This is a genomic window from Paraburkholderia sp. USG1, assembly GCF_031570135.1.
GTDB lineage: Bacteria > Pseudomonadota > Gammaproteobacteria > Burkholderiales > Burkholderiaceae > Paraburkholderia > Paraburkholderia dioscoreae.
On sequence record NZ_JAMWXW010000035.1, the window covers coordinates 1 to 18,941 of the forward strand.

Genomic DNA, 18,941 nt, shown 5'->3' on the forward strand with positions numbered 1-18,941 from the left:
ATCCGTCAGTGCCGGTGAATGTGAACTGGCAGACGTATGCGGGTCCGGAGTCGCGTTATTGCCCGGCGCAAGTGTACGAATTCGTGAAGAACGACGACAACACCGAACGCCTCGTGATCAACGCGCAGAACTGCGTGCACTGCAAGACGTGCGATATCAAGGATCCGACGCAGAACATCGTCTGGGTCACGCCTGAGGGCGGCGGTGGTCCGAACTACCCGAACATGTAACTTCCGCACGCGCAAGCTGCGCGCGTTCAAGTGAATCCAGGAGTTTCAAGTGCAGAGAGAAGTTGTTGTTGTCAGCGGTGTGCGTACCGCGATCGGCAAGTTTGGCGGAAGCCTCAAAGACGTTGCGCCTACCGAACTCGGAGCGCTTGTCGTACGCGAGGTGCTGGCGCGCGCCGACGTTGCGGGAGACAAGGTTGGCCAGGTCGTATTCGGCAATGTGATATCGACTGAACCCAAAGACTTTTACCTGGCGCGCGTGGCAGCGCTCAACGGCGGTGTCGGCCAAACGACACCGGCGTTCAATGTCAATCGTCTGTGCGGCTCAGGCTTGCAGGCCATCGTCTCTGCCGCACAATCGATTCTGCTCGGCGATGCCGATATCGCGATCGGGGGTGGCGTGGAAAACATGAGCCGTGCGCCCTACATTACGCCCGACGCACGCTTTGGCGCACGAATGGGCGACGCACGCCTGATCGATATGATGCTTGGGGCGTTGAGCGATCCGTTCCACACGGTTCCGATGGGCGTTACCGCGGAGAATGTCGCAAAGAAGTACGGCATTACGCGTGAGCAGCAGGACGCGCTCGCAGTCGAGTCGCATCGGCGCGCCGCCCATGCAATCGCCGAGGGGCGCTTCAAGGATCAGATCCTGCCGATAACACGGACCGTGAAAGGCCGGTCCGTCGTATTCGATACCGACGAACATGTGCGTCTGCAACTGGATCCCGCCGAGCTCTCCGGATTGCGGCCCGTCTTCCAGAAGGAAAACGGCACAGTAACCGCTGGCAACGCATCCGGCCTCAACGACGCGGCGGCCGCTGTTCTGCTGATGTCGCGTGAAACGGCGGACGCAAGTGGCGTGAAACCGCTGGCCCGGCTCGTGTCATATGCGCATGCCGGCGTCGATCCTCTTTATATGGGCATTGGCCCGGTGCCCGCAACGCGCCTTGCCCTCCAGCGCGCCGGCCTCGGCATCGGCGATCTCGACGTGATCGAGGCGAACGAGGCCTTTGCTGCGCAAGCCTGCGCGGTGGCGCAGGAACTCGAATTCGACCCGCACAAGGTCAATCCGAATGGCTCCGGCATTTCGCTCGGTCATCCGATCGGAGCGACGGGTGCGCTGATTACCGTCAAGGCGCTATATGAATTGCAGCGTATCAAAGGGCGCTTTGCACTGGTTACGATGTGCATCGGAGGCGGCCAGGGTATTGCGGCTATATTCGAGAACCTACAATAGAGAAATTGTGTTGCGTCACTGACAAGGAATAACCATGACAATCAACACCGTTGGGATAATTGGTGCGGGCACGATGGGCAACGGCATTGCTCAGGTCGTTGCAGTCGCAGGATTGAAGGTAGTCGTGATCGACGTTACCGAGGCAGCGCTCGCGAAGGGCGTAGCCACGTTGACCGGTAGCCTCGAACGGCTGGTAGCCAAGGGAAAGATCGAGGCCGCAGTGAAAGAGGCCGCGCTCTCGCGAATCGAGACGTCCACCGACTATCAACGCCTCGCTACCGTCGACATCGTAATTGAAGCCGCTACGGAAAATACCGATCTGAAGATCCGCATCCTGCGGCAGATCGAATCGGTGGCGCGGCCGGACGCGATCATCGCGTCGAATACGTCGTCGATCTCGATCACCGCGCTCGGAGCGTCGCTTACCGACGCGTCGCGCTTCATCGGCATGCACTTCTTCAATCCGGTGCCGCTCCTGCCGCTCGTCGAAATCATTCGCGGCGTACAGACCAGCACAGCCACGATTGAAGCCGTGCGTGAGCTAACCGTTAAGCTCGACAAATCGCCGATCAGTGTGAAGAACGCGCCGGGCTTCGTGGTGAACCGCATTCTGGTGCCGATGATCAACGAAGCGTTCTTCGTGCTCGCCGAAGGCATTGCTACAGCAGAGGAGATCGACCTCGGCATGCGACTCGGCGCGAATCATCCGATCGGTCCTCTGGCACTCGCGGATCTGATTGGACTTGACGTTTGCCTTTCGGTCCTCGACGTCTTCCTGAAGGACTTCGGTGATTCGAAGTATCGAGCGAGCCCGTTGCTGCGCGAGTTAGTGGCGGCTGGCCGTCTTGGGCGAAAAGTCGGTCAGGGCGTCTACCGCTACGACTAACTATTCGGCAGAGCGATCAGCTATTGCCGGAACCAATGGGCGCACTGAGCCGTTATGCCACGAACGGCCTTGCGCCCATCAATAACAAAAATGCGCGCAACCGCGACGTCAACGCCACGCCGAACAGGTCGCAAATCGTCGCTTTTTAGCGACACGTTACGAGTTGAAAAAGCGGGCCGGTCGTCGATCGGTTAATGTCGATTTGCCGCGCCTGCGGCGTCGAACCGCACGCCGACTTGCCGCACGTCGAGGCATCTCCATCGGAAATACGCGGTCGCGTTATTGTTCCTGATTCTGGAAGGAACCAATCCATATTCTGCGATATGAGGCAAAAAACCGGCCGACTATGCTCCCGGTCACAGCCTCACCCAGCAAGTCTTCGAGGGCATTTGAGGCGGTCAAATAATCAATCATACTTAGGACATCCGTCTGATGAAAAAAGTCGTAATCTCCAGTGCCGTAGGTTCACTCTTCGTCCTTGCCGCGTCACCGGCGTTCGCACAAAGCTCGGTCACGCTGTATGGTCTCGTCGATACGGCACTCCGATATCAGACGAATGCCGGCCCGGACGGCAAAGACCTGGTCAGCATGACAGTCGGCCCGGAAACGCATAGCCGTTGGGGCCTGAGGGGCACTGAGGATCTGGGCGGCGGCCTGTCCGCGATCTTCCGCCTTGAAAATGGCTTCGAACTCAACTCTGGACAACTTCATCAGGCCAACACGCTGTTCAGCCGGCAAGCGTACGTGGGCCTGTCGAGCGACAAGTACGGCACGCTGACCTTCGGTAATCAATATGCGCCGCTCTACGACACAATGGGCGATGTGTTCGACCCGTTGACGGTTGGCGACTACTGGCAAGACAGTTGGGCGTGGAATGGTATTGGTCCGTACCTCACGATCAACAACTCGGTCAAATACAAGGCATCGTTCAACGGCCTGAGCATTGACGCAATCTACGGCTTCGGCAATCAGGCGGGCGCAGTCGGCCTCGGCAGCACGTATGGCGTGGAAGTGACGTATACGCACGGTCCCGCATCGCTCGACGCCGGCTTCCAGCAAACCTCCGTGACGTCCGCCAACGGCAGCCTGGTCAATGGCGCGAAGATCAACCTGATGCACGTCAGCGGCGCGTACCAGATCACGCCTACCGTACGCCTGTTGGCCGGCTGGTTGCGCGCGCAGGATCGCAGCGGCACCACCGACGCCAACATGCAGCAAGCCGGCGCGCCGAAACTGCCGGGCAGCAGCCCGAACCGTATCGACGACACGCTCTACATTGGCGGCAACTGGCAAGCCACAGCCCCGCTGCTGATCACCGTGGCCGGCTACTACGGCCACGCCCGCAATGCCGAGCGGATCGACGGCACACTCGGTTCGGGTATCAACTACTCCGCCACCGTTCTCGCCGAATACTCGCTGTCCAAGCATACGGAAGTGTATGGCACCGTGGACTTCGCGCGCGGCAACGGCGCATTTGCCGCCGACTACCCCGGCTCGACCAACCCGGCTACCGGCGTGGTCGACACCGTTGGCCGTACCAACAACGTTGGCGCGGCAGTCGGCATCCGCAAAATGTTCTAAGGCCGTATGAGACGGATCTGGCGACGGGCGTCAGTTACTGCCCACCAGATCCGTCGCGTTCACCTGGACGTGAGGCAGGCTTCTCGCTAGCCGCGGGACCAGCTCCATGACCGGCAGCCGCAGCGTTTCCGCCATCTCGTCGATCGTGATCGACTGGTCGCCGTCCTGCCCCAGCAACGTCACGACGCTTCCGGTCCGGGCCTGCGCAATCTCCGTGATATCGATCACGGTATGCTGGAAAGAGCGGCGCCCAAGAATGCGCGCCGCCTGTCCGTGCACCAGCACGCGGCCCAGCGGCGGCACATGATTCAGCCCATCCCAGAAGCCGATCGGCACGACACCGATACGCACGCCGCGTTCGAGCCGGATCGGCTCCGCATAGCCGATCCCAAGCGTGGATCCGGCCGGGTGCTCCTGCACGTGAATGATGCGCCCGCGCACAGCCCGCAACATGGGCCGCAACGGTGCGCGAACCATCCATTCCGCGTCGAGCGCACCGTATAGAAGCCGCCCGGGATCGACCGCCTGATATGCCAGATGCGGATGCGCGAGCATGACCCGCGAGCTTGCCAGCATCGTCGTTATGTTATCGAAGCCCGCGGCGCGCGCGTCGGCCAGCGCCGCGTCGAACACACCGGCCTGCTGGCGCGTCACGTCGTCGTTCTCCGGCGAGCTCAGATGCGTGTACACGCCTTTGAGCCGCACGGTCGACTGATCGCGCAGCGCCGCGAACGCGGCTTGCCATTGCGACGGCAGAAAGCCGAAGCGCCCAAAGCCCGGATCGATCTCCAGGAACGCATCGACCGCCACACCTGCGTCGATGAACGCATGCAGGCTTTCCTGACTCTGGATCGTCACCGTCAGTCCCAACGCAGCGACCTGCGCCGCATCTTCCGGCAGGGTCGAGGCAAACAGCAATATGTCGCGATCGATGCCCGCACGGCGAATCGCGACGCCCTCTTCCGGACTGCCGACGCAAAAGCCGTCGACACCCGCTTGCGCCGCCAGCCGCGCAACCTTCGCGGCGCCGAAGCCGAATCCGTCGCCCTTGCAAACGAAGTAGATTTTCGTGGCGTGTCCCACCTGTTCACGCGCGACCGCCAGATTCGCCGCGATGGCGCCATAGTCGAGTTCAGCCCAACTGGGACGCAGCAAGCGCACACGTTGAGTATCAGGAACTGGCTCGATGATTGAAACGGACATAGTCAATGCACCCTGTCGTGGTCAGAGTTCGCCGATAGCCGCAGCATCGGCACCGGTCGATTGCAGGAACAGCGCCTCCTGCTTCGCGACGCGCTCCTGCCCGGAAAGCGTCTTGAGGCGCGTACGCATCTCGGCGGTGCGGTGCTCGTCTATCTCGCGCGCCGCACCTTCGAGCACGACGCCGTACACCTCACGCGCCAACTGCTCCGTGATGCGCTCGTCCAGCACGTCCTCACGCACGGCCTGCAGCGAACGTGTCAACGGATCGCCATGACCGGCGCCGCCCGCCGCGATATGGCAGAAGCGATCGCCCTTGCGCAATGCAGTCACTGTGCTCGGCATGGTCGGCAGCAACGTGCTTTGACCGTCACGCGTCAGCAGATTAAGCGACGGCGACCCGCTCAGCCCGCCATGCGAGCCGGACGGACGATGCGCGCGACGGTCCGAACGCAGTCCGAGCAACGCGTGGTCGCCGCGCAGTTCATAAGCGCGGCGCATTGCAAGGCCGCCGCGATGCCGGCCCGCGCCGCCGGAGTTGGTGACGAATCCATACTCGGTGATCTTGAGCGGCAGACGTGCCTCGATCAATTCGACCGGCTGGTTCGACAGATTGCCGAGCGGATTGGCAATCCCTTCGCAGCCGTCGTTGCGACCACCGCCCCAACTACCGAGCACGCCGTCGGTAATCAGCCAGTTGCCGCCGCCCTCGCCATCCAGATGGCGCCCGGAAATCGACACGACCGATGGACCGCCTTCTCCCAGCGCCGGAATGGTGTCCGGCACGATCTGCGCGAACGCGCCTTGCAATACGTCGAACATCCGGTAAGCAATGATGCCGCGCGCAGCGCAAGCCGCCGGTTCGACCGGATTCACGATCGAGCCGCTTTCCGCGTAGACCTGCACGGGTCGCGAAAAACCTTCGCAGTTCGGCACATCCACGCCAATCGCGCAGCGCACCGCCGCATACGCGACCGATTGCGTAGTCGCGAACGGACCGTTGATCGCGCCTTGCACCTGCGCATCGGTCCCGGTCCAGTCGATGCTGACCGTATCGTCCGCTACCGTCACCTTGACGCGAAACGCAATCGGCACGGGCGTATCGCCCAGGCCGTCGATGAAATCCTCGTAACGGTATTCACCATTCGGCATCGTGCCGATGGCCTGGCGCGTCAGACGCTCCGCGTAATCGTGCAGCGCTTCGACAAGGCTGCCGAAACCGTCCGCGCCGTATTTGTCGAGCAACTGCACGAGCCCACGCTCCCCCGCCTTGCACGACGCCAACTGTGCGCGCAGATCGCCGCGCAACTGGCCCGGCATGCGCGAGTTCGTCTCCAGCAGCGTCAGAAGCGCATCATTGACATGGCCGGCATCGCACAGCTTCATTAAGGGAATCCGCAGGCCTTCCTGATAGATTTCGGTCGCACCGATCGCCATGCTGCCCGGTGCCATGCCGCCAATATCGGCGTGGTGGACGATGGTCGCCACATAGCCTTCGATACGCGACGCGTAAAACACCGGCTGAATCAGATACACGTCCGGCAGATGCATGCCACCCGACGTATAGGGATCGTTCATGATGTAAATGTCGCCCGGCTTGCCGGCCGTGCCGAAACGGCGCACCACGTTATCCATCGCGGCCGGAAACGCGCCGAGGTGAATCGGCAAGGTCAGACCTTGCGCGATCACGCGGCCGGCGCGGTCGAACACAGCGGTGGAAAAGTCCATTGAATCGCGCACGATCGGCGAATACGCCGTGCGCAGCACGACAAGCGCCATTTCGTCAGCAATCGAGCCGAGCGCGTTCTTGACGATTTCAAGCGTGATGCCATCCGTGCCCGCCGAAGCGGCCTGTTGGGTAGTCATACGGAGTGCTCCAGAAACGTGATGACGATGTTCTCGTGGGCATCGACGCGCGCGCCGGCATTCGGCGGCACCACGCAAGTCGAGTCGTATTCTTCGACGATCAACGGGCCGCTCATTGGCGCGGCGCGCAGATCGGCACGCGAGATCACCGGGGTGTCGATAAAGCCGTGGGACTTGCCGAAATAGGCCCGGCGCCGCACCGGCACGCGCGCACCCGACGCATTCGCCCGGCTGCCGCCGGCGCGTTGCGCGTCGTAGGCGCGGTTTTTCTGCGAGCGCAGCGAACCGACCGCGCGCAGATTGACGAGCTCGATGACCTCGTCCGCGGACGCATGCCCGTAGGTGCGTTCGTGTTCCGCATGAAACGCGGCGGCGATCGGCGCAATGTCGAGCGGCTCGCCGGCACGCCATTCGATCGGCACAGTCAACTCGTATGCTTGCCCCGTGTAACGCAAATCCAGTGCGCACCTCACGGCGATATCGTCGAAGGCGTTACCCTCGGCCGCCATATCCGCAGTGGCCCGCGCTACAAGGTCTTCGAGCCCGTTGCCCAATTCCACTGCGGCGAAGTGATCGAGGCGGCAGAACATTGTTTGCATGAACTCGTGCTGTGTCGAGGAGAACAGCAGGCCGAGCGCGCTGAATACGCCGGGGCTCGGCGGCACGATCACCGTCTTCATGTCGAGCAATTCGGCGATCGCGTGAACGATCACCGGCCCATTGCCGCCGAAGGCGAACAACGCAAACTCGCGCGGATCGCGGCCGCGATACGTCGACACGGCTTTCACCGCGCGCGTCATCGTGGAGGCCGCGATCGAGAAAACGCCATAGGCGGCTTCGTACAGATCCGTGTGCGTAGGCTCGGCGATCTGCGTGCGCATGGCGTCGAGCGACTTCTGCTGATTGATGCGCAACTCGCCGCCGGCAAGGAACTCCGGGTTCAGATAGCCGAGCGTCAGCACGGCGTCCGTGAGCGTCGGAATCGTTCCGCCCGCGTCGTAGCACACGGGACCGGGCACCGAGCCTGCCGAATCAGGGCCGACCTTGACGAGACCGCCCGCGTCGATACGCACCAGGCTGCCGCCGCCCGCGCCGATCTCCGAGACGTCGATGAACGGCAGCTTCACCGCGTGGCCACCGCCCTTCACGAGCTTGCTGCTGACGTTGATGCCCGCGCCGACCTCGTACTCGGTGGTGCGCGCCGGCTCGCCCTTCTCGATGATGGCTGCCTTCGCCGTGGTGCCGCCCATGTCCACCGTAATGCAATCGGCGTAACCCGACGCGGCCGCCACGGAGGCGCCCGCGATCACACCGGCCGCCGGACCGGACTCGATGATCGTAGCCGGCTTCTGCATGACGGAGGCCGCGCTCATCACGCCGCCGTTCGAATGCATGATCTGCACGGGGCCGGTCATGCCGATGCCGCGCAGCTTGTCGATCAGCGAATACAGATAGCTGACCACCACCGGCCCGAGATACGCGTTGACGACGGTCGTGCTGGTGCGTTCGTATTCGCGGATCTCCGGCAGAATTTCATGCGAGCAGGTCAGATAGACGGTGTCGCCCAACACGCCGCGCAGCAGATCTCGAATACGGATCTCGTGTTCGGGATTCGCGTACGCATGAATCAGGCTGATCGCCACCGCTTCGATTTTCTCGTCTGCGATACGTTGCCCGATGTCCAGCACCTGCGCATCGTCGAGCGGCGTTTCAACCGAACCATCGGCGAGCAGCCGTTCGTCCACTTCGTAACGGTGCCGGCGTTTCGCGAGCGGCGCCGGCTTCTGATACGCGAGGTTGTAGAGCATCGGCACGCGCAGGCGGCCAATTTCGACCACGTCGCGAAAGCCGCGCGTGGTGATCAGCGCCGTGCGCGCGCCTTTGCCTTCGAGCACGGTATTCGTGGCGACGGTGGTTGCATGAACCAGTTCGGTGATCTGGCGCGGTTGCGCGTCGAGCGAAGCCAGCAATGCCTGCAAGCCCGCAACGATCGCAATGCCATAGTCCTGAGGCGTGGACGAAACCTTCCTGGTATGAATCACGCCGTCATCGCCGATCACGACGATATCCGTGAAGGTTCCGCCGATATCGACACCGGCCCGGTAAAGTCTTTCAGTCATTGCACACCTTACTTGTTAGTCGATTCGGCGCAAACGCGTTGCCGGTTTGCGCCGGTAAAAGCAGCGCTGCTAGAACTTGTGCACGAGTCCAACACTGACCACGGCCTGGTTCTGGCCTGAAGAAGGCAACATGGTCTGAATCTGCGAGGCCAGCAGGCCGTTCGAAGTCGCCGGCAACGGTCCGCCCGTTGGTCGGGAAAAGCCGCCGCCGGCCGCGCGCAGATAGATCACCTCGGTATAGATGGAGGTGCGCTTGGAGAGGAACTTGTCGACCAGCAGATTGACCTGATGCCAGTGCACCTGCGTGGGACCGCCCGGACCGCCGGTGATGTCGTCGCTCGTGTACGTGTAGGCCATGCCGAAGAACAGCGTCGGGTCGAGCGTGAAGCGCGCATTCGCTTCATAGTTGTTGAAGCGATAGTTGATGCCGCTCGTCAGGGTCGTGCCCACGTTGTTGTAGATCGCGTTGCTGTACATCAGGCTCAGCTTGGCCGGTCCGAACACATACGACGCGCCGATACCCGCAATCTGCTCGCGCTTCGACGTGATCGGCGCATCGCAACAGGTGATCGCGCCATTGGTGTTCACGTTCGCCGTGGTGTTCACGCCCGGTTCGTCGTAGAGCGAATACGCCGCCGCAATCGAAAAAGCACCCTGCGAATAGATGCCGCCTACCGACCACATGCGATTGTTGGCGAACGCGCCGGGCGCGTTGCTGAACGCGTACATTGCCGTGCCGGTGAAGCCCTTCAGATTCGGCGAGACGTATTTGATGGAGTTGTTGACGCGCAAATAGTCGTCGGTGTTGTCGTTGTCGTACGGATGCGAAAACATCACGCCGCCCCACGCACCGTTGGACGTCATGGTCTGCAAGGTGCCGACGATCGCGTCGTACTGGCGGCCAAACGTCAGCGTGCCGTACTTCGGATTCGAAAAACCCACGAAAGCCTGGCGGCCGAACATGCGGTTGTTCTGACCGAGCGCGCCGCTGACCGGATTGAAGCCGTTCTCCAGCGTGAAGATCGCCTTGGTGCCGCCGCCGAGGTCTTCGGCGCCTCGCAGTCCCCAGCGGCTGCCGTACTCGCCGTTGCCGGTCAACTGCACCGCGCTGTGGCCGCCCTGGTTCGACGAGTAGGTGATGGCCTCGTTGATGATCCCGTAAAGCGTGACCGAACTCTGCGCATGAACGAGACCGCTCCCGCCCATCAGAGCCGCCATGATGAATAACTTTTCCTTCACCGCTCTTCTCCAAACAAGGAATCGCGACACCCCGGTCGGCTAGCGATCGATTGATGATAGCAAATGAATCGATTCACCATAGGTTTAAAAAAATATCCCAGGTGGGTCGGCTCACTGCTTGACCCGGATCTTCTTCTTTACTGCTCGGACCGCCTCTCCTGTGTCGACCAGAGTTAGTGCTTTGGCGCTTACTCTGGTCCCACCCCTATGGGGTGCCGGCCGATCCCCTTCGGGATCGCCGCCAGCAACTCCGTCGTGTAGCGCTCGCGTGGCTCGAACAACACCTGATCCACGGCTCCTGCTTCCACGACGCGCCCTTCCCGCATCACCACCACGCGCTCGCACAGTTCGCCGACCAGCGCCAGATCGTGACTGATCACGACCAGCGACACACCGGCGCTCTGATGAAGATCGCGCAACAGTTTGATGATCTCCGCCTGAATGGATACGTCGAGCGCGGAAGTCGGTTCATCGGCAACGACCAGTTCCGGACGGCGCGCGAGCGCCCGTGCGATACCCACGCGCTGCCGCTGACCGCCCGACAGCTGATGCGGATAGCGCGCCAGCACGAATGCCGGCAGCCTCACCATGTCGAGTAATTGACGCACCGGCACACCGTCGTTGCCGATTGCTTCCGCAAGCGTGGTGGCAATCGTCTTGCGCGGGTTCAGCGAGTTCGTCGTGCTTTGGAACACCATCTGCACACGCTGACGAAACGTCGCGTTCTGCGTGCGTGTCATGGTGTTCAACGCGTCACCTCGGAAACAGATCGAGCCGGTGGTCGGCGCGGTGAGGCCGACCATCATGCGCGCGACAGTCGATTTGCCACTGCCGCTTTCGCCGACGATAGCCAGCGCGTCGCCCTTCGCCACCTCGAGACTCACGTCCGACACCGCATGAAAGCGGCGCCGGTTGAACATGCGTTCGAGCGGAGAACGCGCCAACGCATAGGACTTGCCGACCTCCTGCAGCGCGAAGATCGGCTGCGCAGCCGGGGTGGCGTTCGGCACATTAACGGACATTGCGCGGCTCCTCAGGTTGATGGCGGCCCATATCACGCGCCACCGGCAAACGCGGAATGCTCGCGATCAGGTGCCGCGTGTAGTCGTGCGAAGGCCGCAGAAAGATGTCCTGCACCGGACCGGCTTCGACCACATGCCCCTGTTTCAGCACGACGGCGCGCGAACACAATTCCGCCATCAGGTCCAGGTTGTGCGTGATGAACACGAGGCCGAGATCCATTTCGTCCACCAGCGTTCTCAGCAACTCGACGATCTGCGCCTGCACGGTCACGTCCAGCGCGGTAGTGGGTTCGTCCGCGAGCAGCAGCGCCGGTTCACAGACAATCGCGGCGGCAATCATCGCGCGTTGCTTCATGCCGCCGCTCAGTTCGTGCGGATACGCGCGCTCCGTGGTACGCGGGTCTTTGAAACCGACGCGCGCCAGCACGGAATGCACTTCGTCGCGGATCGCGCGGCCGCGCAGCGGACGGTGGGCACGGATCACGTCGGCGAGTTGCGCGCCGATCGTGAAGGCGGGGTTGAGTGCCGTCGCCGGATCCTGAAAGATCATGGAGACGCGCCGCCCGCGCAATGCCCGCATGCGAGCCTCCGAAGCGCGGCCCAGGTCTTCGCCGTCGAGCACGATCCGGCCGCCGCTGATACGCCCCGCGTTGCCGAGCAAGCCGAGCACGGCCAGCGAAGCCACGCTCTTGCCCGAACCCGATTCGCCGACGAGGCCGACCGCTTCGCCGCGTCCCACCTGCAAATCGAGTCCATGCAACACTTCGGTCTGGGTCTTGCCCGCGCCGAACGTGACGCGCAGGTTTTCAATCGACAGTAGCGCTTCGTTCATAGCGACGCTCCCGGCACATTCGCCGCATGCGCACTGCGCCGCCGGGGATCGAGAATGGTGCGCATCGAATCGCCGAACAGATTGAAGGCGAGCACGCTAACGAACACCGCCGCGCCGGGGAACACCGAGACCCACCAGTTGTCGGTGAAAATCAGTGCGCGCGCGTCAGAGAGCATCGCGCCCCAACTTGGCGTTGGCGGTTGCACCCCGAGTCCGATAAAACTGAGCGATGCCTCCACGATGATCGTCACACCGAGCAGCAGCGACGCCTGGATCAGCACCGGCGAGATGATATTGGGTAGAACATCGGAGAACATGATGCGCGCCCCGCTTGCACCCTGCAGAATCCGTGCGGCGACATACTCCGCCTGCGACTCGGCCTTCGCGAGACTATGGGTGAGCCGCGCAAGACCCGGCGCGTACAGCACGCCGATCAGCAGCACGAGCTTGGTTTCATTCGAAATGGCGAGCACGCCGATATGCAGCGTATCAGTGCCGGTAATACCGACGAGCGCGATCGCCCAGATCAACAGCGGAATCGACGCGAGCACTTCCATCACTTTCATCAGCGTTTCGTCGAGCCACGAGCCGGCCTTATAGCCTGCCACGAGACCGATGCCCGTGCCGAGCACGAGGCCGATCGCGACCGCGCACAGTCCAATGGACAACGACGCGCGAGCGCCCCAGATCGTGCGGCTCAGAATGTCGCGGCCCACCTGGTCGGTGCCGAGCCAGAACGCCGCGCTCGGCGCTTCCAGACGATGTTCGATATAGAGCTGCAGCGGATCCTTCAACGGCAGCCACGGCGCGCACAAGGCAATCACGCCCAGTAGCACGATCGTGGCGAGACCGATCGCACCGGCCGGCTCATGCATCAGCGCACGCAGCAGCTGGCCGGCCGATGCGAGCCATGCGCCGAGCACATGCGGCTTGCGTTGCACGTTGGGTAGGGATGAATCAGCCATCATGTTCTGTTCGCCTTCGGGTCGAGATAGCCATGCAGTACGTCGGCGCACGTGTTCGACGCGATGAAGATCGTCGTGATCACGAGCACGATGGCCTGCACCGTCGGATAGTCGCGCTGGAAGATCGCCGTGAGCAAAGCGCGCGAGACGCCTGGCAGATTGAAGATCTGCTCCACGATCAACGCCCAGCCGAACATGTAGCCGTAACTCATCGCCGCCGTGCTCACGAGCGACGGCAACGCGTTCTTCAGTGCATAGAGGCGAATACGCGACGGCGACAAACCGAGCGCTCTGGCGGTTCGCACATAATCCTGCGAGAGCGCATCGACCATGTTCGCCCGCACCAGACGGCTCAGCACGGAGATGTAGTACACCGACATCGTCAGCACGGGCAACACCAGCGCGAGCAGATGAGCCGCCGGGCCGTCCGACCAGGGCGTGAGGCCGCCCACAGGAAACCAACCGGTCTTCAAGGCGACATAGCGGATCAGCAGCAACCCCAGCCAGAACGACGGCACGGATAAACCGACAATCGCCACGGCTCGCAGCAGATGGTCCGTTCCGCTGTTCTCTTTCAGCGCCGCCACGGTGCCGAGCACGATCGACACGAAGATCGTGAAGACGAACGACAGCGTGACGAGTTCGACGGTATTCGGCAACGTATCGGCAATCTGTGGGCCGATCGGGTTGCCGGTCACGTAGGACTTGCCGAAATCGAGCGCGAGCGCGCCGTTCAGCCACGTGCCGTATTGCGCGACGACAGTCCGGTCGAGTCCATATTGATGATTGAACGCGGCGATCTGTTCGATGCTTGCGTCGCTGCCCAACGTCAGACGCGCGGGCGACACGGGTGTCGCGCGACACATTGCGAACAGCAACGCGCTCACCACCAGCAGCACCAGCACAGACGAAAACAGCCTCGAAACGGCTTTCATATCGACCTCATGCCTTCGCGAGATAGACGTTGTCGAGCTTCAGCGAGAAGCCGGCGTTCACCTGAAAATCCTTCACATTGCTGCGCCACAAGTTCTGCACTTCCAGCGCGCCGATCCAGACCGCCGGACAGTCGCGCGCCAGCACCTGCTGAAGCTTCGCGAGAATCGGCTTCAGCGCGGCAGGATCGTCGACCAGATAGCTGTCGTCGATCAGCTTCAGCAATTCTGCACTCTCATAGCCGCTCGCTTTCCAGAGACTTTCCGTTGGCCGGAACAGCGCATTGAGCAGATACGTCGGCTCCGGCGGCGCGATGAAACCGGTCAATGCCGCAGCGTGGTTGCCGACCAGCACCTGCGAAATCATCTGCCCGAAATCGAGCGGACGCAGATTGACGCGCACGCCCAGCGACGCCAGTTGCGCCTGAATGAACAGCGCCGTGGATGATGTATCGATCAGATACGCAGGCTGCACGTACAGCAGATCGAACGACGCGCCGCTCGCGTACTTCGAGCTTTTCAACGCCGCTCGCGCCTGATCCAGATTGAACGCCAGGCTTCCAGCCGAGCTTGCGTCGTACCACGGCGACTCCGGCGCAAACGGCATGCTGCTCGCCTTCACCGCGCCATAGCACAGATCGCGGCAAATCTTGCCCCGATCCAGCACGAGCGAAACGGCACGGCGAAACGCCGGGTCGTCGAATGGCGCCTTGCGGTTGTTCAGGCATATCATCAGCGGGCTGGTCGGCGATGGACGGCTATCGCCCGCGAGGCCCGCCGACGTGCGGATCTGCGCGAACGTCTGGGCCGGCGGCGCGCTGATGATCTGCGTCTGGTCCGACATCAGCGACGCAAGCCGCGACGATTCTTCCGGAATGATGCGGAACACCACCTTGTCCCAATGCGGCTCGCCCTTGCCCCAGTAAGCCGGATTGCGCTTCAATTCGACAAAGTCGTTCGCCTTGGACTGCACGAAAATTGCCGGGCCGGTGCCGACACCGATCGGCGTCTGCTTGAAGTAGTCGGCTGGGTGCTGCTCGCGGCTGCCTACCGGAAAAATACCCATGTACTTCGACATGTAGTCGAGCAACGGCCGGTAAGGGCGCTTGAGGCGGATCACGGCGGTATTCGCATCCGGCGTGCTGACCGAATCGATCACGGTCCAGAACGGCCGGCGGAACGCCTTGTTCGCGGGATTCAGCACGTAGTCGAAGCTGTATTTCACGTCAGCGGACGTGAAAGGCTGGCCGTTCTGAAAGTTCACGCCGCGCTGCAGATCGAATGTGTACGTCAGTTTGTCCGGCGAAATCGTCCAGGCGCGCGCCAGTTGCGGCACCCGCTGACCGCGCGCGTCGACGCCGACCAGATTCTCGAAGATCAGCTGGTTGATCGCCATTACGTCGTGATTCGGCTGGTTGATCGGATCGAGCGTTTGCGGATTGCTCGGAATGGCGACCGACAACACCCCTGCCTGCGCCGCGAAAACGCGGCCTTCGAATGCGAGCGGCAGCGAAAGCCCCGCGATGCCCGCGGCGCCCGCGCGAAGGAGTTGTCGTCGCCTGTTGCTGAAAGTCATGAAATCCTCTGCTTTTTCAATGCCGCGCCGTTCAATACATTTTAGTGAATCGATTCACAGACAATAGTGAGGTTGGCGCGGCGAGTCAACTTTTCAAAAATATCGGAAACCCTGACTGGGGCGCTCAGCGCGCTTTGCAGCGGCCCTAGGCAAGCAGCAACGAGGCGTCGGCGAGCGACAGCACCGTGGTGCGCGAATCGAATGCGGTGGAGAAAAGATGATCGTGCACGACCTGGTCCGGGTCGTAACAGCAATCCTTGACGGTGTACAAGCGGAAGTCCGCGTCGCTCGCATACCCGACAGACGAGAGCACGACGCCGGTCGACGCAATGCCGGCCATGATCAGCGTATCGATACCCTGCGCGGAAAGCCGCGCCTGCAGATCGGTGCCGAAAAACACGCTGGCACGATGTCCGACGATGAGCGGTTCGTTGGCCTGCTGGCCGAGTTCCGGCGCGATTTTGTCGTTGATAAAAAGGCCGAGTTGTTTGAGTCCTTGCCCGTTCTTGTTCAACGGGCTGACTTCCGGATAACCCGGGCTGAACTGGATCTTCGCGAAGTAGACGCTGACGCCTTTGGCCCGCGCGGCATCGCACAACTTGCGCGTGTTGGCGAGCAGCGTAGGCGCGACAGACGGAAAGAGCCCCAGAATGTCGGTCTGATAATGCATGACCACCAGCGCGGTTTGCGCCGGCACGATCGCCGGAATCTGCGCACCCACGCTCTGCGCAGACGCGGCGCTGATCCCGCCGTCTCCGCAGCCATCAAGACCGAGTCCGGTCGCCACCGCGCCGGCCAGCACGCCTGCCGTTTTCATAAACCGTCGACGGCCTGCACGGCCGCCTTCCTCGCTGTTGTCCTGCCTCGACTGTAACCCGATTTTTCTGTCGCCCATATCCCGCCTCGAATTTGGTGAATCGATTCATTTTCGGTGTGTACGCAATGTCAGCGACGAAAAATCCGCTGTCAAGCAACTTTGCGGTCGGACAAACCCTGGGAATCGAATCCGGCTAGCGCTTTTTGCGGCGTGCCAGGCTGGGAGGCGCGCCGCACGACTCGCGCACGATCATCCGCATTGGATGTTTCGAGCGGCGAATGCCGGACGGCGCGGAACCCTCGATCAGTTGCAACATCATGTCCGCGGCTTCGCGGCCCACGTCGCGCGGGTTTTGCGTCACCACGGTCAACGCCGGCGACGCGATGCCCGAATACTCGTGCTCGCCGATGGAAATCACCGACAGGTCGGCCGGAATCGACAGCCCGGTTTCCCGCACCACTTCGAGCACGACCGCCACGTCGTTCAGCGTGGCAATGATGGCGGTAGGCCGCCCGGGACCGGTGAGCAGCGCGCGGCAGACGTCTTTGTTAAATGCGCTGGTACGCAGCACGAGCGCAGGATCGAGCGCGATGCCGGCGGCCTCGCACGCGGCCTGATAGCCGCGCACCATCTCGCGGCCCACCCACGTGTTTTCGTGGCCGGCCACGAGCGCAATGGAGCGATGGCCGAGCGACGCGAGATAGCGCACGGCCTGACGGCAGCCGTCGGCGTGATCGGTCAGCACCGAATTAAATTCGCCCTGGGCGTCGCGCTCCCACAGCACGACGGGCATATTCAGGGTGTGCAGGAAGTTGAAATAGGAAGGCGTCTCGTCGTCGGAAATCGCACCGATGAATCCGTCGATGCGGCGCTGCTTGAGGCTCGACAGAATGGCCCGCTCACGCTCGAGGTCGTAATGGGAATTGGCGATCAGAATCTCGAAACCCCTTGCCCGCAGGCGCTCTTCGGCCGCGCTTACCATCTGCGCGGCGGTGTGCTGGGTGATGTCGGAAATCAGGCAGCCAATCGCGCTGGAGCTGCCCTTGCGCATGCTGCGCGCCACCACGTTCGGCACGAAATTCAACTCCGCCACCGCGGCGCGCACCGCCTCCTGAATGGCCGGCGCCACATTCTCGCGGCCGTTGAGCACCCGCGACACCGAGCCGACCGACACCTTCGCGAGGCGCGCGACGTCCTGCACGGTGGGCGAGCCCTGCGGGGATTTTCGGCTGCGCAATGCAGGCTGAACGGGTTTGCTGGCTCTCTGTTTGGGCATGACGGAAGGCGGAAGTCGTCGATCGGTTCTCAATGAATCGATGCATCGAGCCGATTATAGTGCGTCCCGGCTCTGCCCCATGTCGGCTCGGGCTTGCGGTGCGAGTCGGCCGCTGTCAGTGCAGAGGAAAAACAACCGCCAGGGTATGCGAAAAACAGATATGACAGGATCGCCAATATCAATTCGGGCAACGCCCTGCAGTTTTTTTCATACAGATCACGTCCCGCTTTCAACTCCCGCATGCATGAATGAGGAACTGCTGAAACGCCACTGCCGGCGTATCCAGCGTCGTGCCTTTACGCCATAACATGCCCGCATCCATCTGCGGAATCGCGTTGAGAATGGGTCGCGCGTCGATCCGCTTGCCTTCCAGCGACCACGGGCGAAACACCATGTCGGACAGAATCGTCACGCCGAAGCCATGCGCGACCAGACCGCGCAGCGCCTCCATTGAACTCGTGCGAAACGCGATATTCGGCTCGACATCATTCTGCTTCCAGTAGCGCAGCGTGGATTGCTCGCCTTCGTCTACCGTGATCAGAATGTACGGATAACTCGCGATATCCGCGAGCGAAGGCGCATTGAGTTGCGCGAGCGGATGGGTGGGCGAGGTCCACAACTGTCGGCGCGAGCGGATCAGCACATGGTGACGGAAACGCCGGATATTTTCGACATTCGATAGCAGAACAATGCCGAGATCAACCTCGCCGGTGAGCACGGCCTGTTCGATCGATTCACGGTCAAGGTCGTGCAGATCGATCACGACGTCGGGGTACGTCGCGCGAAACCGCGCCATCAACTCCGGCAGGAAATAACCCAACACGGTATACGACGCAGCAATGCGCACGGTACCTTTGAGATCGTGCGAGCGGAACGGCGCCTTGTAAACCGCGTCGCGCACCGAATCGAGTATGTGTCTCGCGTGGCTCAGAAAATCGTGCCCGTCTGGCGTCAACGTGACGCCTTGAGGCAGGCGCTCGAAGAGCCGCGTACCCAGGGTTTCCTCCAATGCAAGCACGGCATTGGTGATCGCCGATTGCGACACGTGCTCGGCCGTCGCCGCCATCGAAAACTGCCCGCTCTGGGCTGCAGCCACGAAGTAACGCATCTGCCGCAGGGTAACGTCTTTTGACATGTGTTTTTCAAATAGCAGGATTCGGTA

16 protein-coding genes are annotated in these 18,941 nt (G+C 62.0%); 4 read left to right on the forward strand and 12 right to left on the reverse strand.

The features are described from left to right. The 4 genes from NE850_RS32920 to NE850_RS32935 all read left to right on the forward strand — a co-directional run. Window positions 1-230, forward strand: a 230-nt coding sequence (locus NE850_RS32920; RefSeq protein ID WP_310699881.1) for a 4Fe-4S dicluster domain-containing protein, incomplete at its 5' end; no start/stop codon positions are given. Between the two features lie 49 nt (window positions 231-279). After that, on the forward strand, window positions 280-1,467 hold the full coding sequence (gene bktB / locus NE850_RS32925; protein WP_007178366.1) for a beta-ketothiolase BktB: 1,188 nt from the start codon (window positions 280-282) through the stop codon (window positions 1,465-1,467). Between the two features lie 34 nt (window positions 1,468-1,501). Then, window positions 1,502-2,353: a 3-hydroxybutyryl-CoA dehydrogenase gene (locus NE850_RS32930; RefSeq protein WP_007178367.1), complete on the forward strand. Its 852-nt coding sequence runs from the start codon at window positions 1,502-1,504 to the stop codon at window positions 2,351-2,353. Window positions 2,354-2,785: 432 nt separating this feature from the next. Continuing rightward, entirely contained in the window at window positions 2,786-3,934 is a 1,149-nt protein-coding gene (locus tag NE850_RS32935; RefSeq protein ID WP_007178369.1) for a porin, read from the forward strand. 30 nt (window positions 3,935-3,964) lie between these two features. Here the strand turns inward: NE850_RS32935 and alr are convergent, their stop codons facing one another. The 12 genes from alr to NE850_RS32995 all read right to left on the reverse strand — a co-directional run bounded on the left by alr (window position 3,965) and on the right by NE850_RS32995 (window position 18,914). Further along, window positions 3,965-5,137 carry an alanine racemase gene (alr, locus tag NE850_RS32940; RefSeq protein ID WP_007178370.1) on the reverse strand — a complete coding sequence of 391 codons (1,173 nt, stop codon included), beginning with the start codon at window positions 5,135-5,137 and terminating at the stop codon, window positions 3,965-3,967. Window positions 5,138-5,158: 21 nt separating this feature from the next. Next, window positions 5,159-7,000 carry a hydantoinase B/oxoprolinase family protein gene (locus tag NE850_RS32945; protein ID WP_310699883.1) on the reverse strand — a complete coding sequence of 614 codons (1,842 nt, stop codon included), beginning with the start codon at window positions 6,998-7,000 and terminating at the stop codon, window positions 5,159-5,161. Further along, on the reverse strand, window positions 6,997-9,120 hold the full coding sequence (locus tag NE850_RS32950; RefSeq protein WP_310699885.1) for a hydantoinase/oxoprolinase family protein: 2,124 nt from the start codon (window positions 9,118-9,120) through the stop codon (window positions 6,997-6,999). The genes NE850_RS32945 and NE850_RS32950 overlap by 4 nt, the downstream gene beginning before the upstream one ends. Before the next feature lie 69 nt (window positions 9,121-9,189). After that, window positions 9,190-10,359: a porin gene (locus NE850_RS32955; protein WP_007178373.1), complete on the reverse strand. Its 1,170-nt coding sequence runs from the start codon at window positions 10,357-10,359 to the stop codon at window positions 9,190-9,192. A 188-nt stretch (window positions 10,360-10,547) separates the two neighbouring features. Continuing rightward, complete coding sequence (locus NE850_RS32960; RefSeq protein WP_007178374.1) at window positions 10,548-11,381, reverse strand: ABC transporter ATP-binding protein; 834 nt, start codon at window positions 11,379-11,381, stop codon at window positions 10,548-10,550. Continuing rightward, complete coding sequence (locus NE850_RS32965; RefSeq protein ID WP_007178375.1) at window positions 11,371-12,213, reverse strand: ABC transporter ATP-binding protein; 843 nt, start codon at window positions 12,211-12,213, stop codon at window positions 11,371-11,373. Before NE850_RS32965 ends, NE850_RS32960 begins: the two co-directional genes overlap by 11 nt. Then, the gene (locus NE850_RS32970) at window positions 12,210-13,181 is read right to left on the reverse strand and encodes an ABC transporter permease (protein WP_007178376.1); all 972 of its coding nucleotides are present in this window, start codon (window positions 13,179-13,181) and stop codon (window positions 12,210-12,212) included. The genes NE850_RS32965 and NE850_RS32970 overlap by 4 nt, the downstream gene beginning before the upstream one ends. Then, the gene (locus NE850_RS32975; RefSeq protein ID WP_165189410.1) at window positions 13,178-14,113 is read right to left on the reverse strand and encodes an ABC transporter permease; all 936 of its coding nucleotides are present in this window, start codon (window positions 14,111-14,113) and stop codon (window positions 13,178-13,180) included. The genes NE850_RS32970 and NE850_RS32975 overlap by 4 nt, the downstream gene beginning before the upstream one ends. A gap of 7 nt (window positions 14,114-14,120) precedes the next feature. Continuing rightward, window positions 14,121-15,686: an ABC transporter substrate-binding protein gene (locus tag NE850_RS32980; protein WP_165189413.1), complete on the reverse strand. Its 1,566-nt coding sequence runs from the start codon at window positions 15,684-15,686 to the stop codon at window positions 14,121-14,123. Window positions 15,687-15,831: 145 nt separating this feature from the next. Further along, on the reverse strand, window positions 15,832-16,503 hold the full coding sequence (locus tag NE850_RS32985; protein WP_157187727.1) for an isochorismatase family cysteine hydrolase: 672 nt from the start codon (window positions 16,501-16,503) through the stop codon (window positions 15,832-15,834). A 193-nt stretch (window positions 16,504-16,696) separates the two neighbouring features. Further along, entirely contained in the window at window positions 16,697-17,779 is a 1,083-nt protein-coding gene (locus NE850_RS32990; protein WP_007178380.1) for a LacI family DNA-binding transcriptional regulator, read from the reverse strand. A gap of 229 nt (window positions 17,780-18,008) precedes the next feature. Further along, window positions 18,009-18,914 (reverse strand): LysR family transcriptional regulator, encoded by a 906-nt coding sequence (locus tag NE850_RS32995; RefSeq protein WP_007178381.1) that lies wholly within the window; start codon window positions 18,912-18,914, stop codon window positions 18,009-18,011. Window positions 18,915-18,941: the final 27 nt, after the last annotated feature.